A 16491-nucleotide genomic window follows, 5' to 3' on the forward strand; every position below is an offset into this window, starting at 1 on the left:
CGCACCAATGACGGATTTTCCTGTTTCGCCGTTTGGCACCGACATCACCAGTGAAGACATCGCCGCAACCATGCAGCAATTTAAAGGTTGGGAAGACCGTTACCGTCAGGTGATTCAATGGGGTAAAAAGCTGCCTCAAATGCCTGAAGAGCTTAAATCAGAGCAAGTCACTGTATCTGGTTGTGAGAGCCTAGTGTGGTTGGTGAGCAAAGAGCAAGACGGTGTATGGCACTTATGTGCTGATTCTGACGCACGTATCGTTCGTGGCCTGATTGCCTTGGTAATGGCAGCTTACGACGGCAAAACAGCAGAGCAAATTCAAGCGTTTGATATTGATGCTTACTTTGAAAAGCTGGGTTTAATCGCTCATCTAAGCCCATCGCGTGGCAACGGTTTGAAAGCGATTGTTGAGCAGATCAAAACACAGGCTCAGTAATTGCGATTAGTTAACACCGCATAAAGAACAAAACAAAGAAAAGGGTTGAAGCCAAATGGTTTCAACTCTTTTTCTATAAATCTACAGTGGAATTTTTATTGTTAAAGCATATCGACCGCTTTCTCTACTGCTGCAATCAGCTTCTCAACATCTTCTAACGTATTGTAGATACCAAAAGAAACGCGCACCGTGCCTTTGACGTTGAGCGCATCCATCAGAGGGTGAGCACAGTGATGACCAGCACGAACAGCGATGCCTTGTTGATCAAGCAGGGTGGCAATATCTTGATGGTGAACACCATCCATCACAAAAGTAAGCACTGAAGCATTCGGTTGATAACCGAGGATTTGAATGTCGTCCAACTGGTTTAGTGCTTGGTAAGCTTTGTCTTGCAGAGAATGCAGATGTGCCTCTACTTCGGTTTGGTTAAAGCCTTGGTACCAATCGATAGCTTTTGCTAAAGCAATTGCGCCTGCGACGTTCGGTGTACCCGCTTCAAACTTACCCGGCAAGGCAGAGAAGGTGGTTTTCTCGAACGAAACTCTTTCGACCATTTTGCCGCCGCCGTGCCATGGTGGCATCGCTTCTAAAAGTTCAAGCTTGCCATACAGTACGCCAATTCCAGCAGGTGCATACAATTTGTGACCAGAGAAAACATAGAAATCAACATCGAGCTCTGCCAAGTTCAACGGTTCATGAACAATACCTTGTGCACCATCAACAACAACAGCCGCGCCTACCGAATGTGCCATGGAGATGATTTTCTCAATAGGCTGACGAGAGCCCGTCACATTGGTGATTTGTGCACACGCTACGATTTTACAGCGCTCCGATAACAGTGCTTCAAACGCATCGATATCGAACTGGCAATCGGAGGTCATCGGAACCTTAATGACTTTCGCGCCCGTTTGCTCTGCGACAATTTGCCAAGGCACGATGTTGGCGTGATGTTCCATTTCACTGATCAGGATTTCATCACCCGCTTGGAGTGAGCTTCGAGCATAAGTTTGCGCGATTAGGTTTAGTGCTTCGGTTGCGCCTCGAGTCCAAATGATTTCTTTTGAACTGCTCGCCCCAATGAACTTCGCAACGGTGTCACGAGCCGCTTCAAATTGACTGGTCGCGTTGGCTGTTAAGCTGTGACTGCCACGGTGCACATTAGCATTTTGTGCACTGTAGTAACGGCTAATCACATCGATCACGCACTGTGGCTTTTGCGTTGTTGCTGCGCTATCAAGGTAAACCAAAGGCGATTGGTTTACGTCTTGATTTAGGGCTGGGAACTGTTCGCGTACAGCGTTTACGTCAAACATCATTCGTCACCGAGCTCGTGATAATGCAGTGTTGGGATGGTAACTAGTGGCTCTGCAACCATCCATCCATGCTCTTTACCAGAAAGTTTGATAATGATTTCCATCGCGAACTCAAGTGCGGTTCCTGGTCCCTGACTTGTCAGTAGGTTGTGATTCACATCCATGGTGACACGTTTAGCTCGCCATTTGTCTTCCGGAATATGAGATTGGAAGCTTGGATGGCATGTCATCAAGGCTTCTGGGTAAAGGTTGTGATGTTGCAAAACCAAAGCAGGTGCAGCACAAATTGCCGCAACCAGCTTACCTTCGTACATGTGCTGTTTCAGGATCTCAATCATGATGGTGCTATCACGGAAGGTTTCTGCACCACCTACGCCACCAGACAGAACAATCGCATCAAACTCGTCATCGGCAATATCGACCAGCTTGCAATCCGCGGTAAGTGTCACGCCTCGAGACGCTTTCATAGTCAGTGCACCATCGAAATCTGCGCTTGCGACGGTTACGTCATAGCCAGCTCGAACCATCAAGTCGATAACGGTTACGGCTTCCATTTCTTCTGTGCCCGGCGCGATAGGTACTAAGATCTTTTTATTCATTGTTCTGTCCAGCTTTGTTCAATCTGTTTGATGCGTTGATAGAGTTTGGCGTTCTCTGGCGTACTAATGTGATGCTTTTCAGCAGCTTTCAGCAAATAGCCGGTAATAAAATCAATTTCGGTGCGACGCTGGTGATAAACATCTTGTCTCATTGAAGAGTAGTTGGCTGCTGTTGCGTTCACCACTTGCATAACAGTGGTGTGAAGAGAATCAAAATCGACCTTTATCCCTTCTTTATTCATTATCTCTACCAACTCGCGAGTGATGTTCGCCAACTCGGTGGTAAATTCCGGAGCGGCAAGCTCACCATTTTTACACTGATGAATGGCCGTCAGGGGGTTGATAGCACAGTTGATCGCAAGCTTGGTCCACAGGGCAGCGTTGATATTTGGGTTCCAATTGACCTCTGGCAAAGCGTGATTCATCACCTCCGCTAAGAAGTCACATTGAGCACCTTTAGTATTAAAACCACCCAGTTGAGTATTTCCCTGGCCAGTATGCAGAACCTGCTCTTTACTCGCTTTGTAAGCACCGTGTGTTGTTGTGGCAACGATTAATGGGTTATCAGCAAGTTTGGTTTCGATGAGTTGTGCGGTTCCCATTCCGTTGTGCATCAGCATTATGATGGTGTCAGTGTTGATATAAGGAAGAAGAGGCTTAATCGCGGTTTCCACTTGCCATGCTTTTACTGTCACAACAATCAGATCTGCACTTTGAACAGAAGGGATGTGCTGATTAGAAAAATTGATTGCTGGATGGTCATCAAGTTGGAGCGACTGCTCGCTGTTTGAGCTTCTTCCCCACAAGGAAACATTGTGTCCAGCAAGTTTGAATTTAGTCGCCCAAAGTGAGCCAACGGCTCCTGGACCTAAGATGAGAATATTCACCAAACGCTCTCATTAAAAAGGTTTGCTGCAAGGATAATGAGGGAAAAAAGGAAAGCAAATAAAAATGGCGCCAAGAGGCGCCATTTTTGGGGAACTTATCGGTTCTATTAGAACTTGTAAGTTACAGCAACGTAGTGTGCTACGCCTGAAGAGTCAACAGTTTGAGTCCATGGTAGTGCTTTACCATCTTCAAAGCCGTATACGTCTTTGTATAGTTTCAGGCCGTAACCAACTGCGAAACGATCAGAGTGCCAGTAGATACCGTTGAACATAGCACCGCCGTTTGACGTGTTAGTGTTGAACTTGTTGCCTTCTTTGTCTTCCATACCAAATTGGTAATCGATGTAACCTTGGTAAGAAATGAATGAACCGTTCTCGAAGAAGTAGAATGGTTTGAACCAGTTAGTAGAGATTTGGAAACCGTTCCAATCTTTGTTGTTGCCGTAGTATGAACCGTATAGGTTTAGGCCTACTTTACCCAACCAAGGAACCATTACGTCAGAACCTAGACCGATTTTTTGGTTGTTTACGCCAGAGTTACCACCCCATTCCATAAGAGTTGCAACGTATAGCTCTTGAACTGGACCGAAAGATAGGTCTTTACCAGTTAGTGCGTCCAGAGACATACGTGGAGCGAACTTCATGAAGATTTTTTCTGCGCCAGCTTTGTCGCTGCCTGGGTCAGAAGCTAGGTTGAATACGTCAACGTAACCGTATAGGTCGAAGATACCAGAGCGACCGCCGAATTCCATCTCTAGGTAATCGTGGCTAGATTCTGGACCTGCACCTTTCTCATCGAATGCACCCATTAGGTTGAACTGCATCCACTTGTAATCGTTCTTGTGGATATCGCCGTCTGAGTAGTCAGCAGCCATAACTGGAGCTGAAGTAGCCGCTAGAAGGCTAAGAGCTAAAAGTGATTTACGCATAAGGGGACTCTCTATGTTTGTAATGATTCAGAACACGCAATCTGTGCTGCGCTTTCCAATTGGCGGGAATAATAGCGATAAAAATCTCAAATGAAAGTGATAAAGGATGCAAAAATGAAGGTTTTTAGTGAAGCTCGTCACGAAATGGGTTTATTTCACGGAACTTTTTGATTGTTGCATTGGTTTGCAATAAATATGTGACTTAGATCGTTTGCGTAATCGTTTTTATGACTTTTTAAGCCAGTCGATTAACCAACATAAATCGTTAGTGATCTCTCTAATACAGCGTTCGTATGAGTTTGGGAATCAAAGAGGACGATTTAATGAATGAAGTCATGTTATTCCCTTTAACCTCAGTTGTATTGCCAGAAGGAAAGATGAATCTGCGCATTTTTGAGCCACGCTATCAGCGCATGGTCAAGGAGTGCAGTGTCCGAAACGTCGGTTTCGGGGTTTGTCTTGTTGGCAGTGGGGACGATCCAAAAGCAGTAGGGAATGTGTCGTCTATCGGTACTTTGGTCACTATCGTTGATTTTGAAAGACTGAGTGATGGACTTCTTGGCATAACCGTTGTCGGTGAGAAGCGCTTCACTGTCAGACGAGTAAGGGCCGATTCTGATGGTCTCCGTCATGCTGAGGTGGATTGGATAGAAAATTGGTGTGAACCAATGACCCCTCCAAACTTTCTTTACCTAAGCGAGCAGCTTGCACACGTGTACGAGCAGTTCCCTCAGCTTGGAAAACTTTATCAACATCGTTTTTATGACGATGCGTCTTGGGTTACCCAACGGTGGCTAGAGCTTTTACCTCTCGACAGTGTTTTGTTTGAAAAGCTGGTTGGGGCGACAGACTGCCTTCCCGCATTGGAATTTCTCAACCAAGCGATAGAAGTCCCATCGGAAAGAGAGACTAGATTATGAAAGGATTAACCAAAACCGCAGTAACTTTGCTTGCTGTGTTTGGGATCGCTGCGTGTGGTTCTGACAGTGACTCAATTAAATTTACCAACTTACAAGCGGTGCACGCTTCTGCAGATGCGCCCTTAGCTAATGTCTGGATTAATGACGAAGCCACTTTAACAGGCGTTGATTATGGTGTCGGCTCAGGCTATTTGATGCTGCCAGAGGGAACCAACTCGGTCCAAGTGGACGTCCAGCTTCCTGGAGGTGATGTCGCGACCGTTGTTGACAAGACATCTTTAGACCTAGATTCTGACACCAATTACACCGTCTTTGTTGTCGGCGATGCTTCTGGTACACCAAACCCTGTTGAACCTTTAATCGTTACCCGAAGCGCCGAATCAATGGCAAATGATGACAGCTTGGATGTTCAAGTTGTGCACGCTGCATCTGGTGTTCCTGCTGTAGATTTGTATGTGACAGCACCAGGCGCTGACCTGGCTTCTTCAACACCATTAACGAACTTGGCATACAAAGCATCGACCGACGTGTTGAATATTCCTGCTGGGGATTACCAAGTTCGTCTTGTTGCAGGTGGTAACGTTGCTTTTGACTCCGGTACCATACCGCTCCCTGCAAACGCAGATTTGACCATTGCTGCCATTAAAACCGGCGGCACGAACTCGGGCTCACCAGTCAAGCTACTAGTGCTAGATGGTATGGGGTCGTCTATTATTTTAAATACAGGCAGCAAATCTGAGTTGAGAGTAGGGCATCTTGTCGATGGTGCACCAAATGTGGACGTCGCGCTGGATGGCAATGTCGTACTTAACGACGTGATGTTTAAAGATATCTCTAATTACCTTTCGGTTGATGCAGGTACCTACAATGCAACAGTTGATGCGGGGCTAACTGACCCTATTATCGATGCTGATGTAACTTTGGATAGTGGCATGTCTTACAGTGTTTACGCTGTGGGTACTGCGGTACCACTTGCGGTAGAGCCTCTTGTGGTATCGGATAACAGAAGATCGATTGCGACAAGCGCGGTACTGAATGTCACTCACGCAGCAGCAAATCCAGCAGCCGCAAGTGTGGATGTTTATCTAACACCGTCGCAAGATATTTCTCAAAGTGATCCAGCATTAGCTAACTTTGCGTATAAAGATAGTGCTCAAAATGTTTACGTCACTGCTGGCGATTACTTTGTAACCGTAACAGCGCCAGGTGATAAAACTCCGGTCATTGGTCCTGCGCCTTTGCCTACACTAGAAAATGGCATGGTATATCAGGCGATTGCAATTGATGACAATGGTGGTTTTGGTCTGCTTGTTGGTGACATTACCAAGTAACATTAGGATGGGAGGAGGAAACTCCTCCCAATGATTAAGGCTGATTATGATGAGTGAAAGCCCGCAAAAATTAGGGCGAAGCGAATGGAACGAGTATATGAACAAGGTGAAAGCGAGAGACAAAGACGCTTTTGCTTTTGTATTTCGTTTTTATGCACCGAAGCTTAAACAGTTCGCCTACAAACATGTCGGCAACGAGCAAGTGGCAATGGAAATGGTGCAGGAAACCATGGCAACAGTGTGGCAAAAAGCGCACCTTTACGATGGATCGAAAAGCGCCTTGTCGACATGGATATACACGATAATTCGTAACCTTTGTTTCGACCTTTTGAGAAAGCAGAAAGGTAAAGACCTACATATTCATTCTGATGACATTTGGCCATCAGATTACTATCCGCCTGATTTGGTCGACCATTATTCACCAGAGCAAGATATGCTCAAAGAACAGGTTGTCAAATTCCTAGACATACTGCCGAAAAACCAAAGGGATGTGTTACAGGCAGTGTACTTGGAAGAGCTACCACATCAGCAAGTCGCTGAACTGTTTGACATACCTCTGGGAACCGTGAAATCCCGGCTAAGGCTAGCGGTAGAAAAACTAAGGCATTCAATGCATACGGAGCAATTATGAACAAACACCCAGACAACAACTTGTTAGAGGCATACGCCTCGGGCAATATTGATGCAGTTTCTGGTCTGGTGGTTGCCACGCACTTAGAGACTTGTCCGAAATGCCGAGCGTATGTAAATGAAATGGAAGCCGAGCAAGCAACGTTCGAAGTTAGTGACGTATCTTGGGATTACAACGCTGAATTTGACACTATGTTTAACGACATCGTCACTGCAGAAACAAAGCTAGATACTGTCATTATCAATGACGTTGTCAGTGTCGCCGTTGCGGGTAAAGATTTTAAATTACCTAAAACGTTAAGTCGCTTCTCTGATCTTGTTGGAGAGTGGAAGAGCTACGGTGGTAAGGTTTTCAGTGCTCAAATCGAACTAGGGGAAGATGCGCGAGTAAATCTGATGTACATCAGCGAAGACGTGCGCATACCTCAGCATACACACAAGGGGTCAGAGTCGACACTTGTTCTGCATGGCGGTTTTAGTGATGAAGACGGTCATTATGAAGCTGGAGACTTATTGGTGAGGGATTCCTCTGTCAAGCACAGTCCGTTCACCAAGCCTGGTGAAGATTGTTTATGTTTGACGGTACTCACCGAGCCGATGATGTTTACTCAAGGTGTGGCGAGAATCTTCAATATGTTTGGCAAAGGTATGTACCCTTAACGAGCATCCAGAATCAGAATCAGAAACAGAAAACCACCGCATCGCGGTGGTTTTTGTTTTTCATTTCTCTTCTTAGTTTCTCTGTCTCGCTTTTTCTAGCAACTCAGTGAAGTAATGTCGCAATGAATAAAGCATGATCAAACTCGGAACGACCATTACCGCAGTAATCACAAAGAAAGTCGTCCAGTCATTCAGATAATCAACTAATTCGCCACTGAACGAAGCTAGGGTAGTCCTTCCAAAGTTGCCCAGCGAGGCTAACAAAGCGTACTGAGTTGCAGAGAATGCTTGTCCAGTCAGGATCGTCAAGAACGAAACAAAAGCGACGGTCGAGAAAGCGGTTGTGAAGTTATCGACAATGATCGTCGCTAAGAACAGATGCTCATTCGGGCCGACTTTCGCAATCCAAGCAAACATCAAGTTACTTGCCGCCATGGCGATACCGCCAATCATCAGGCCACGTACAATCCCAAACTTAACGTTAAACATGCTGCCAACAAAGGTGAACAGCATGGTTGCGCCCCAGCCAATCAGTTTCGAGTAGTAGCCAATTTGTTCATTGCTAAAACCTATCTCCTTATAGAAGGCAATCGACATGCGTCCCAAGAACGCCTCACCAATTTTGAATAGGAAAACAAATAACAAAAGCGTGATGGCAACACGAACGCCATTACGATTGAAGAAATCCAAGAAAGGTTCCACAACGGTAACGGTAAACCAAGCCACCAGTTTGGAGCCCACTACTTCTTTGTGACGTTGTTCTGCTTCCAACTGCAGTTGTTCACGTTGTGTTTTTGGTTCACCCACTAAAAGAGTGAAAATCATCAAGAGCACAACGATAAAAGCCATGCCGTAATAGACACCATTCCAGCCTATGCCATCGGCATTAATGAACGCTAAATAGCCTGGTAGTGAATAACCCGTCCACCAACCAATCACCGCCATAGCAGAAGCTTGCGGAAGTTTCGATTCTTCCGTCTTAGGAAAGGTATCAATACGGAACGCATCAATCGCAATATCCTGTGTCGCTGAGGCTGTGGCAATACACAATGCGAGAAGTGATGTGAAAATCAGGTTTTCAGCGGGGTTCACACCGGCAATAAACAGAGTAGCAACAAGCACGATACTCTGGCATAGGAAAATCCAGCTACGACGTTGTCCAAGTAAGCGGTGCAACACAGGCAGTTTGACGCGATCGACCAATGGCGCCCATAAAAAGTTGATCGCATAAACAGCAAATACGCTACCAAAATAGCCGATTGCCGATAACGTCAAACCAGCATCTTTTAGCCAGCCTGACATGTTTGAACCAATAAGCACCCAGGGGAAGCCACTTGAGCAGCCAAGCATGAAAACCCAAAGTAAGCGTTTATCGAGGTAACTTTTTACCGTTTCCAACCAAGTGATGGAAGGTAATGAAGACATAAATCAATCCGTTAAAATAGAGCCACTAAAAGAGAAAGCCCTTCGAATATTCAAAGGGCTTATGATTTTGGCTACTTGAGTAGTGTTGCTTTGGTGATGACGATTTGTGTCTCTGGGACATCGCGCATGCGACCGATGGATTTGGTTGGCTGAGCCGCCATTTTTTGAATGACATCGAAGCCTTCGGTGACTTCACCAAATACTGCATAACCCGGTGGGCGAGAACCGTAGTTTAAGAAGTCATTGTCGACCAAGTTTACGAAGAACTGACGTGTTGCCGAATCAGGAGCATTGGTACGCGCCATTGCAATAGTGGCACGGTCATTGTTCAAACCGTTATTCCCTTCGTTTTTGATTGGTGCGTAGGTCTTAACCATTTGCATGTCTTGGTTAAAGCCACCACCTTGCGCCATAAAGCCAGGAATCACGCGATGGAAAATCGTACCTTCGTAGCTACCATCTTCCACATATTTAAGGAAGTTCGCGACCGTAACGGGTGCTTTTTCTTCATTTAACTCTACGGTGAAGTTACCTAACGTAGTTTCAAACGTCACTTTAGGACCAGCAAAAACGCTGCAGCTCAGAAGTGCGAGAGAAAGAATAGCTTTACGTAGCATTAGAATCGCTCCTGCATGTATTGGCGAAGCTCAGGGTCATTCGCGATCTCTTTTAGAGTTAGAGCAACAACATTATTAAGAGTTTGCTCAATATCAGAGTCTGAAGCGCTTAGTGTGCCTGAACGTTTAGCAGTACCAGTATAGGTCTTAACAAGCTTGCCTTGCGGAGTTTCTGCGGTAATTTCTAGAACGACTTTTGCATCCATCTCGTTTTCCATTACAGAGTGCTTCACGTTTACCAACGCTTCTTGCACTTCAAGCTCAATCGAGTTGTCGCTGTTCAGATCTGAATGGAAACCTTGAGAAGAGAATTGCTTCTCTAATGCTTCTTCAAGAGAAATACGTAGGTTTTGTTTCGCGTGAAGAGGCAAAATATTTGAACGACCGTTATCGACAAGAGCAACATACTGAGCCGCACGTACGTCTTTACTGGTTAGGCTGTAGCTCTTGCCTTGTACGATCGGGTTCGTGCTTAGCGTCGTCTCAGGCATCAGGTTCAGTTGAGGTTGTTGTGGCGCCGAACATGCAGCAAGCAAGGCAACCGAAGCCGCGAGTACCAGTTTTTTCATCTTATTATTCCTTTTAAACATATTGCTAAAGTCAGGACTTTATTGCTTGGCGCCTAATTTAGCAGGATTTTTCGTTGCCTGTAAAATCACGAACTTATTGTTAGAAGCGACTAATTTCACATTTTTGTCGCCAAACAGACGTTTCAGCTTCGCATCGTAACCAAGGTGACGGTTACCTATGACCAATAACTTACCGCCTTGGTTCAGTATTTGTTTCGCATCGCAGAACATTTGCCACGCAATGTGGTCAGTTATCGCTTGCTGCTGGTGGAACGGTGGGTTGCACATCACCATGTCTGCACAGTCTGTGGTGAAACCATCTAAGCAGTTGTTCGCAATGCATTGAATATCGCGGGCGTCGCCTAGGTTATCGATCAAGTTTTGTTTTGCTGACTCGATAGCCATAAAGCTTTCATCCACGCTGGTTAAACGAGCTTGAGGATTTAATTGCCCCATTTTTACTGACAGCACACCATTACCACAGCCAAGGTCGATGACGTGTTTCAACGTTGGATCTTGAGGAAGGTGTTGCAGCATAAAACGTGCGCCGAGATCCAAGCTTTCGCCTGAGTATACATTTGGCAGGTTTTTCAGTTGAATACTCTCACCTTCAACGCCCCAAATCGTCATTGGGTCGACATCTATTACTGGTTGAGCATTGGCACTTGAGAATACCAAACGATGCTTTTTCCACGCCAGAGAGGTTTTGGTCTCGCCTAAGTACTTCTCAAACAGTTTGAGTGTCGACGTATGGATCTCTTTCGCTTTGTTGACCGCAACAATAGGGCAGGATGCTGGCAACGCTTTACGCAGTTGACTGAGTAACCAAACTAGATGGCGGTTACTTTTTGGCAGTTGCATCAAAACTAGGTCTGTATTCTCTGGAATGTCATCCATCGTCGAGAGAAAAGACACTTGATTGCATTGGTTGTCTGCAAGGTTTTGTTGCGCACCCTTGTGTGAGATGAAAGAGTCACTCATCAACGTCACATTGTGCTTGTCTGAAAACCAGCATGCCAACGCACCGAAGTTATCATTAATAACTACGATATTTTGATTATCTGGCAACGCCATTTCTTCTACGTGATTGATAAGGTACTCATCACCCGCATCCCATGCTTGAAGAGTTTCGTTGGATCGCTTTGGGAAACGATGCAGCGTGAGGCTACGATCGTGAAGGTCTAATTCGGTTTTCATAACTAAACGTAAGTCGATTTGGAAATTAGTGATTATTGTCGCAAATGATGAAGGCTCAAGATACAAAAAGCTGTCAAATTTACTGATTTTCACAGGCTTTTAGCGAACTGTGTGGATTGTGAAAGAGGGAGTAAGGACGTTTCGTTGATTTCATTTGCGGAACTAGAGTATATACTTACCTGATTAGTATTAATGAGGACTGAATATGATCCAAGAAATCATAGAAAAGAAACTGCATAGTGAGCTGCAACCTAACTATTTGAAAGTGATCAATGAGAGCTATATGCACAATGTTCCGCCGGGTTCTGAGAGCCACTTCAAAGTGATTGTGGTCAGTGATGCATTTGCTGGTCAGCGCCTCATTGGACGTCACCGTCAGGTACACACTGTACTGGCCGACGAGCTTGATAATCACATCCATGCCTTGGCGATTCACACTTATACCAATGAAGAGTGGAAACAAGAACAAGATGGTGCTCCAGATAGCCCTATGTGTATGGGTGGTGGTCGCTAGAAAGCGATTAAAACACTGATTTAAAAAGATGGTTTCGGCCATCTTTTTTTGTTTTACATCTTTTCGGGACAACAATGTGGCACAAATAAAGGTTAAAAAATGTGTTAACAGTGTTTCAACAAATGAATGAAAATTAATGCATGTTTCAAAGCATGAATGTTTTATTTCCATAACGAATATATGGGATTTGGCATTTGTGCGTTCGGTCAAACTTATGACTATTCTTTAACCTTTTAGAGCTCGTTCTACCGAAATAAACCCTCCTTTCCTAAGATTGGTCATGGCATCAAGTTCCCAAAAAATGCTAGACTACGGCACCTGATAAATCTCGCCTAATATTTGTGACGAGATAATTAATAGGATGTTGCGATTTTGATGTTTTAAACAGCATCAAAACCGGACACTGATGTCGTGTCTAAAAGTTACGCAATCAAAAGAATCTTTTTCCCGATAAAAGTAGTGCAAGTGCGTATGATTACAATAAAGAAGGGCTTGGATCTTCCTATCGCAGGAGCTCCATCCCAGGTGATTAATGATGGTAAGACCATCAAAAAAGTCGCCTTGCTTGGCGAAGAGTACGTTGGCATGCGTCCTACCATGCATGTCCGCGTTGGCGATGAAGTGAAAAAAGCGCAAGTTCTTTTTGAAGACAAAAAGAACCCTGGCGTGAAGTTCACTGCTCCAGCAGCCGGTAAAGTGATCGAAATTAACCGTGGCGCTAAGCGTGTACTTCAATCAGTAGTGATTGAAGTGGCAGGCGAAGAGCAGGTTACGTTTGATAAGTTCGAAGCAGCTCAACTAGCAGGTCTAGATCGCGAAGTGATCAAGACTCAATTGGTTGAATCTGGCCTTTGGACCGCTTTACGTACTCGTCCGTTCAGCAAGGTTCCAGCAATCGAGTCTGCTACTAAGGCTATTTTCGTAACTGCGATGGATACTAATCCACTAGCAGCACAGCCTGAGTTGATCATCAATGAACAACAAGAAGCATTCGTTGCAGGTCTAGACATTCTTTCAGCCCTGACAGAAGGCAAGGTTTACGTATGTAAGTCTGGCACTAGCTTGCCACGCTCTTCTCAGTCAAACGTAGAAGAACACGTCTTCGATGGCCCTCACCCAGCAGGTCTTGCTGGCACCCACATGCATTTCCTATACCCAGTGAATGCAGAAAATGTGGCATGGAGCATCAACTACCAAGACGTTATCGCGTTCGGTCAGCTTTTCCTAACGGGTGAGCTTTACACTGATCGTGTTGTGTCTCTAGCTGGTCCTGTTGTGAACAACCCACGTCTTCTTCGTACAGTTGTAGGTGCTTCTCTTGAAGACCTAACTGACAGCGAGTTGATGCCTGGTGAAGTTCGTGTGATTTCAGGCTCGGTACTTTCTGGTACTCAAGCGTCTGGTCCACATGCCTACCTAGGTCGTTACCACCAACAAGTTTCTGTGTTACGCGAAGGTCGTGACAAAGAACTGTTTGGCTGGGCTACACCTGGTAAAAACAAGTTCTCAATCACGAAATCTTTCCTTGGTCACATCTTCAAAGGTCAGTTGTTCAACATGACAACAACGACTAACGGTAGTGACCGTGCAATGGTTCCAATCGGCAACTACGAGCGCGTAATGCCGCTTGATATGGAACCGACTTTGCTACTTCGTGATCTATGTGCAGGCGATACAGACAGTGCTCAAACACTGGGTGCGCTTGAACTGGATGAAGAAGATCTAGCATTGTGTACCTTTGTATGTCCTGGTAAATACGAGTACGGTCAGCTACTTCGTGAATGCCTAGATACCATCGTGAAGGAAGGGTAATCCATGCTTAAGAAATTCATTGAGGATATCGAGCATCATTTTGAACCAGGCGGTAAGCACGAAAAGTGGTTTGCACTGTACGAAGCAGCTGCAACACTATTCTACACGCCAGGTCTAGTAACAAAACGTAGCTCGCACGTTCGTGATAGCGTTGACCTAAAACGTATCATGATCATGGTTTGGTTCGCAGTATTCCCAGCAATGTTCTGGGGTATGTACAACGCGGGTGGCCAAGCTATTGCAGCACTTAACCACATGTACGCTGGTGATCAACTAGCGACAGTTATCGCAGGTAACTGGCACTACTGGCTAACAGAAATGCTTGGCGGCACCATCGGTGCAGAAGCGGGCGTTGGCAGTAAGATGCTACTGGGTGCGACTTACTTCCTACCAATCTACGCAACAGTATTTATTGTTGGTGGTTTCTGGGAAGTACTTTTCTGTATGGTGCGTAAGCACGAAGTTAACGAAGGCTTCTTTGTAACTTCTATTCTATTCGCACTTATCGTTCCACCAACGCTACCTCTATGGCAAGCGGCACTAGGTATCACATTTGGTGTTGTTGTAGCTAAAGAGATCTTCGGTGGTACAGGTCGTAACTTCCTGAACCCTGCTCTTGCAGGTCGTGCTTTCCTATTCTTCGCTTACCCAGCGCAAATCTCGGGTGACGTAGTATGGACTGCGGCTGACGGCTTCTCTGGTGCAACTGCTCTTAGCCAATGGGCTCACGGCGGTAGCGGCGCGTTGATCAACAACATCACTGGCGCTCCTATCACTTGGATGGATGCATTCATCGGTAACATCCCTGGCTCAATTGGTGAAGTATCAACGCTTGCTCTAATGATCGGTGCAGCGATGATCGTTTACATGCGAATCGCTTCATGGCGCATCATCGCAGGTGTAATGATCGGTATGATTGCAGTATCGACACTATTCAACGTGATCGGTTCTGACACCAACCCAATGTTCAACATGCCATGGCACTGGCACCTAGTACTAGGTGGTTTTGCATTCGGTATGTTCTTCATGGCAACAGACCCAGTATCAGCTTCATTTACCAACGGCGGTAAATGGTGGTACGGCATCCTAATCGGTGCAATGTGTGTGATGATCCGTGTAGTTAACCCAGCTTACCCAGAAGGTATGATGCTGGCGATTCTATTCGCGAACCTATTCGCACCTCTGTTCGACCATGTAGTTATCGAGAAGAACATCAAGCGGAGACTAGCACGCTATGGCAAGTAATAACGACAGCATTAAAAAGACGCTGGGTGTTGTTGTCGGGTTGAGCCTTGTTTGTTCAATCATCGTATCAACAGCAGCAGTAGGTCTGCGTGACCAGCAAAAAGCTAACGCTGTACTAGATAAGCAATCAAAGATTGTAGAAGTTGCGGGTATCGACGCTGAAGGTAAGAAAGTTCCTGAGCTTTTTGCTGAGTACATCGAACCTCGTCTAGTTGACTTCAAAACTGGTGATTTTGTAGAGAAGGCTGAAGACGGCTCTACAGCAGCTAACTACGACCAACGTAAAGCAGCGAAAGATCCAGCAGAGTCTATCAAGCTAACGGCTGATGAAGACAAAGCTAAGATCCTACGTCGTGCTAACACAGGTATCGTTTACCTAGTGAAAAACGGTGATGACATTTCTAAAGTTATCATCCCAGTTCACGGTAACGGCCTATGGTCAATGATGTACGCATTCGTTGCGGTTGAAACTGACGGTAACACTGTGTCTGGTATTACTTACTACGAGCAAGGTGAAACTCCTGGACTTGGTGGTGAAGTAGAAAACCCAGCATGGCGTGCTCAATTCGTTGGTAAGAAACTATTCGACGAGAACCACAAACCAGCAATCAAGATTGTTAAAGGTGGTGCTCCAGAAGGTTCTGAACACGGCGTTGATGGCCTATCTGGTGCGACACTAACTGGTAACGGTGTTCAAGGTACATTTGACTTCTGGTTAGGTGACATGGGCTTTGGTCCTTTCCTAGCAAAAGTTCGTGACGGAGGTCTGAACTAATGTCTAGCGCACAAAACATTAAAAAGAGCATTATGGCGCCGGTGTTGGACAACAACCCGATCGCGCTGCAGGTTCTTGGTGTATGTTCTGCTCTTGCAGTAACAACTAAACTAGAAACAGCATTTGTAATGACACTAGCGGTAACTTTCGTAACTGCACTGTCTAACTTCTCTGTTTCTCTGATCCGTAACCACATTCCTAACAGTGTGCGTATCATCGTTCAGATGGCAATCATCGCATCGCTAGTAATCGTGGTAGACCAAGTGCTTAAAGCTTACCTATACGATATCTCTAAACAGCTATCTGTATTCGTAGGTCTTATCATCACGAACTGTATCGTAATGGGTCGTGCTGAAGCATTCGCAATGAAATCTGCACCAGTACCATCGCTAATCGACGGTATCGGTAACGGTCTAGGTTACGGCTTCGTTCTTATCACTGTAGGCTTCTTCCGTGAACTATTTGGTTCAGGCAAGCTATTCGGTATGGAAGTTCTACCACTAGTGAGCAACGGTGGTTGGTACCAGCCAAACGGTCTAATGCTACTAGCACCATCTGCATTCTTCCTAATCGGCTTCCTGATCTGGGTAATCCGTATTCTGAAGCCAGAACAAGTAGAAGCGAAGGAGTAA

18 protein-coding genes are annotated in these 16491 nt (G+C 45.5%); 10 read left to right on the plus strand and 8 right to left on the minus strand.

Translation table 11 applies throughout. The features are described 5' to 3' along the window. Positions 1–7 precede the first annotated feature (7 nt). Positions 8–436, plus strand: a complete 429-nt coding sequence (gene csdE, locus KIO97_RS17585) for a cysteine desulfurase sulfur acceptor subunit CsdE (protein WP_285383557.1) — start codon at positions 8–10, stop codon at positions 434–436. A 101-nt stretch (positions 437–537) separates the two neighbouring features. On the opposite strand, the gene csdA is transcribed toward csdE, so the two are convergent. The 4 genes from csdA to KIO97_RS17605 form a co-directional block, all read right to left on the minus strand. Then, a complete protein-coding gene (gene csdA, locus KIO97_RS17590) occupies positions 538–1749 on the minus strand; it encodes a cysteine desulfurase CsdA (RefSeq protein WP_285383590.1) in 1212 nt (403 codons plus the stop codon). Next, the gene (locus tag KIO97_RS17595) at positions 1749–2348 is read right to left on the minus strand and encodes a DJ-1 family glyoxalase III (protein WP_038885195.1); all 600 of its coding nucleotides are present in this window, start codon (positions 2346–2348) and stop codon (positions 1749–1751) included. Before KIO97_RS17595 ends, csdA begins: the two co-directional genes overlap by 1 nt. After that, positions 2345–3235 carry a 2-dehydropantoate 2-reductase gene (gene panE, locus KIO97_RS17600; RefSeq protein WP_285383558.1) on the minus strand — a complete coding sequence of 297 codons (891 nt, stop codon included), beginning with the start codon at positions 3233–3235 and terminating at the stop codon, positions 2345–2347. Before panE ends, KIO97_RS17595 begins: the two co-directional genes overlap by 4 nt. A gap of 107 nt (positions 3236–3342) precedes the next feature. Continuing rightward, the gene (locus KIO97_RS17605) at positions 3343–4164 is read right to left on the minus strand and encodes an outer membrane protein OmpK (RefSeq protein ID WP_012128732.1); all 822 of its coding nucleotides are present in this window, start codon (positions 4162–4164) and stop codon (positions 3343–3345) included. A 323-nt stretch (positions 4165–4487) separates the two neighbouring features. Here KIO97_RS17605 and KIO97_RS17610 point away from each other — a divergent pair, with 323 nt between their 5' ends. Genes KIO97_RS17610 through KIO97_RS17625 form a run of 4 tightly spaced genes read left to right on the plus strand, consistent with a single transcriptional unit; the run spans position 4488 to position 7705 of the window. Beyond that, the gene (locus KIO97_RS17610; RefSeq protein WP_050904974.1) at positions 4488–5084 is read left to right on the plus strand and encodes an LON peptidase substrate-binding domain-containing protein; all 597 of its coding nucleotides are present in this window, start codon (positions 4488–4490) and stop codon (positions 5082–5084) included. Then, positions 5081–6415 (plus strand): DUF4397 domain-containing protein, encoded by a 1335-nt coding sequence (locus KIO97_RS17615; RefSeq protein ID WP_285383559.1) that lies wholly within the window; start codon positions 5081–5083, stop codon positions 6413–6415. The genes KIO97_RS17610 and KIO97_RS17615 overlap by 4 nt, the downstream gene beginning before the upstream one ends. 46 nt (positions 6416–6461) lie before the next feature. Further along, complete coding sequence (locus tag KIO97_RS17620) at positions 6462–7046, plus strand: RNA polymerase sigma factor (protein WP_045421765.1); 585 nt, start codon at positions 6462–6464, stop codon at positions 7044–7046. After that, positions 7043–7705, plus strand: a complete 663-nt coding sequence (locus KIO97_RS17625) for a ChrR family anti-sigma-E factor (RefSeq protein WP_285383560.1) — start codon at positions 7043–7045, stop codon at positions 7703–7705. The genes KIO97_RS17620 and KIO97_RS17625 overlap by 4 nt, the downstream gene beginning before the upstream one ends. A 72-nt stretch (positions 7706–7777) precedes the next feature. On the opposite strand, the gene KIO97_RS17630 is transcribed toward KIO97_RS17625, so the two are convergent. The 4 genes from KIO97_RS17630 to KIO97_RS17645 form a co-directional block, all read right to left on the minus strand. Further along, a complete protein-coding gene (locus KIO97_RS17630) occupies positions 7778–9130 on the minus strand; it encodes an MFS transporter (RefSeq protein WP_038891891.1) in 1353 nt (450 codons plus the stop codon). Between the two features lie 71 nt (positions 9131–9201). Further along, complete coding sequence (locus KIO97_RS17635; RefSeq protein ID WP_285383561.1) at positions 9202–9747, minus strand: peptidylprolyl isomerase; 546 nt, start codon at positions 9745–9747, stop codon at positions 9202–9204. Further along, positions 9747–10316, minus strand: a complete 570-nt coding sequence (locus KIO97_RS17640; protein ID WP_285383562.1) for a YajG family lipoprotein — start codon at positions 10314–10316, stop codon at positions 9747–9749. Before KIO97_RS17640 ends, KIO97_RS17635 begins: the two co-directional genes overlap by 1 nt. 39 nt (positions 10317–10355) lie before the next feature. Next, positions 10356–11513 (minus strand): class I SAM-dependent methyltransferase, encoded by a 1158-nt coding sequence (locus KIO97_RS17645; protein WP_285383563.1) that lies wholly within the window; start codon positions 11511–11513, stop codon positions 10356–10358. A gap of 205 nt (positions 11514–11718) precedes the next feature. On the opposite strand from KIO97_RS17645, the gene bolA reads away from it, so the two are divergent. The 5 genes from bolA to KIO97_RS17670 all read left to right on the plus strand — a co-directional run bounded on the left by bolA (position 11719) and on the right by KIO97_RS17670 (position 16491). Further along, positions 11719–12027 carry a transcriptional regulator BolA gene (bolA, locus tag KIO97_RS17650; protein ID WP_005427328.1) on the plus strand — a complete coding sequence of 103 codons (309 nt, stop codon included), beginning with the start codon at positions 11719–11721 and terminating at the stop codon, positions 12025–12027. Positions 12028–12498: 471 nt separating this feature from the next. Further along, positions 12499–13839 carry a Na(+)-translocating NADH-quinone reductase subunit A gene (locus tag KIO97_RS17655; protein WP_038891887.1) on the plus strand — a complete coding sequence of 447 codons (1341 nt, stop codon included), beginning with the start codon at positions 12499–12501 and terminating at the stop codon, positions 13837–13839. Positions 13840–13842: 3 nt separating this feature from the next. Beyond that, the gene (locus KIO97_RS17660) at positions 13843–15084 is read left to right on the plus strand and encodes an NADH:ubiquinone reductase (Na(+)-transporting) subunit B (protein ID WP_005427308.1); all 1242 of its coding nucleotides are present in this window, start codon (positions 13843–13845) and stop codon (positions 15082–15084) included. Beyond that, complete coding sequence (locus tag KIO97_RS17665; RefSeq protein ID WP_005427293.1) at positions 15074–15859, plus strand: Na(+)-translocating NADH-quinone reductase subunit C; 786 nt, start codon at positions 15074–15076, stop codon at positions 15857–15859. Before KIO97_RS17660 ends, KIO97_RS17665 begins: the two co-directional genes overlap by 11 nt. Next, positions 15859–16491: an NADH:ubiquinone reductase (Na(+)-transporting) subunit D gene (locus KIO97_RS17670; protein WP_012128720.1), complete on the plus strand. Its 633-nt coding sequence runs from the start codon at positions 15859–15861 to the stop codon at positions 16489–16491. Before KIO97_RS17665 ends, KIO97_RS17670 begins: the two co-directional genes overlap by 1 nt.

Source organism: Vibrio sp. B181a (assembly GCF_030248375.1).
GTDB classification, from domain to species: Bacteria; Pseudomonadota; Gammaproteobacteria; order Enterobacterales; family Vibrionaceae; genus Vibrio; species Vibrio campbellii.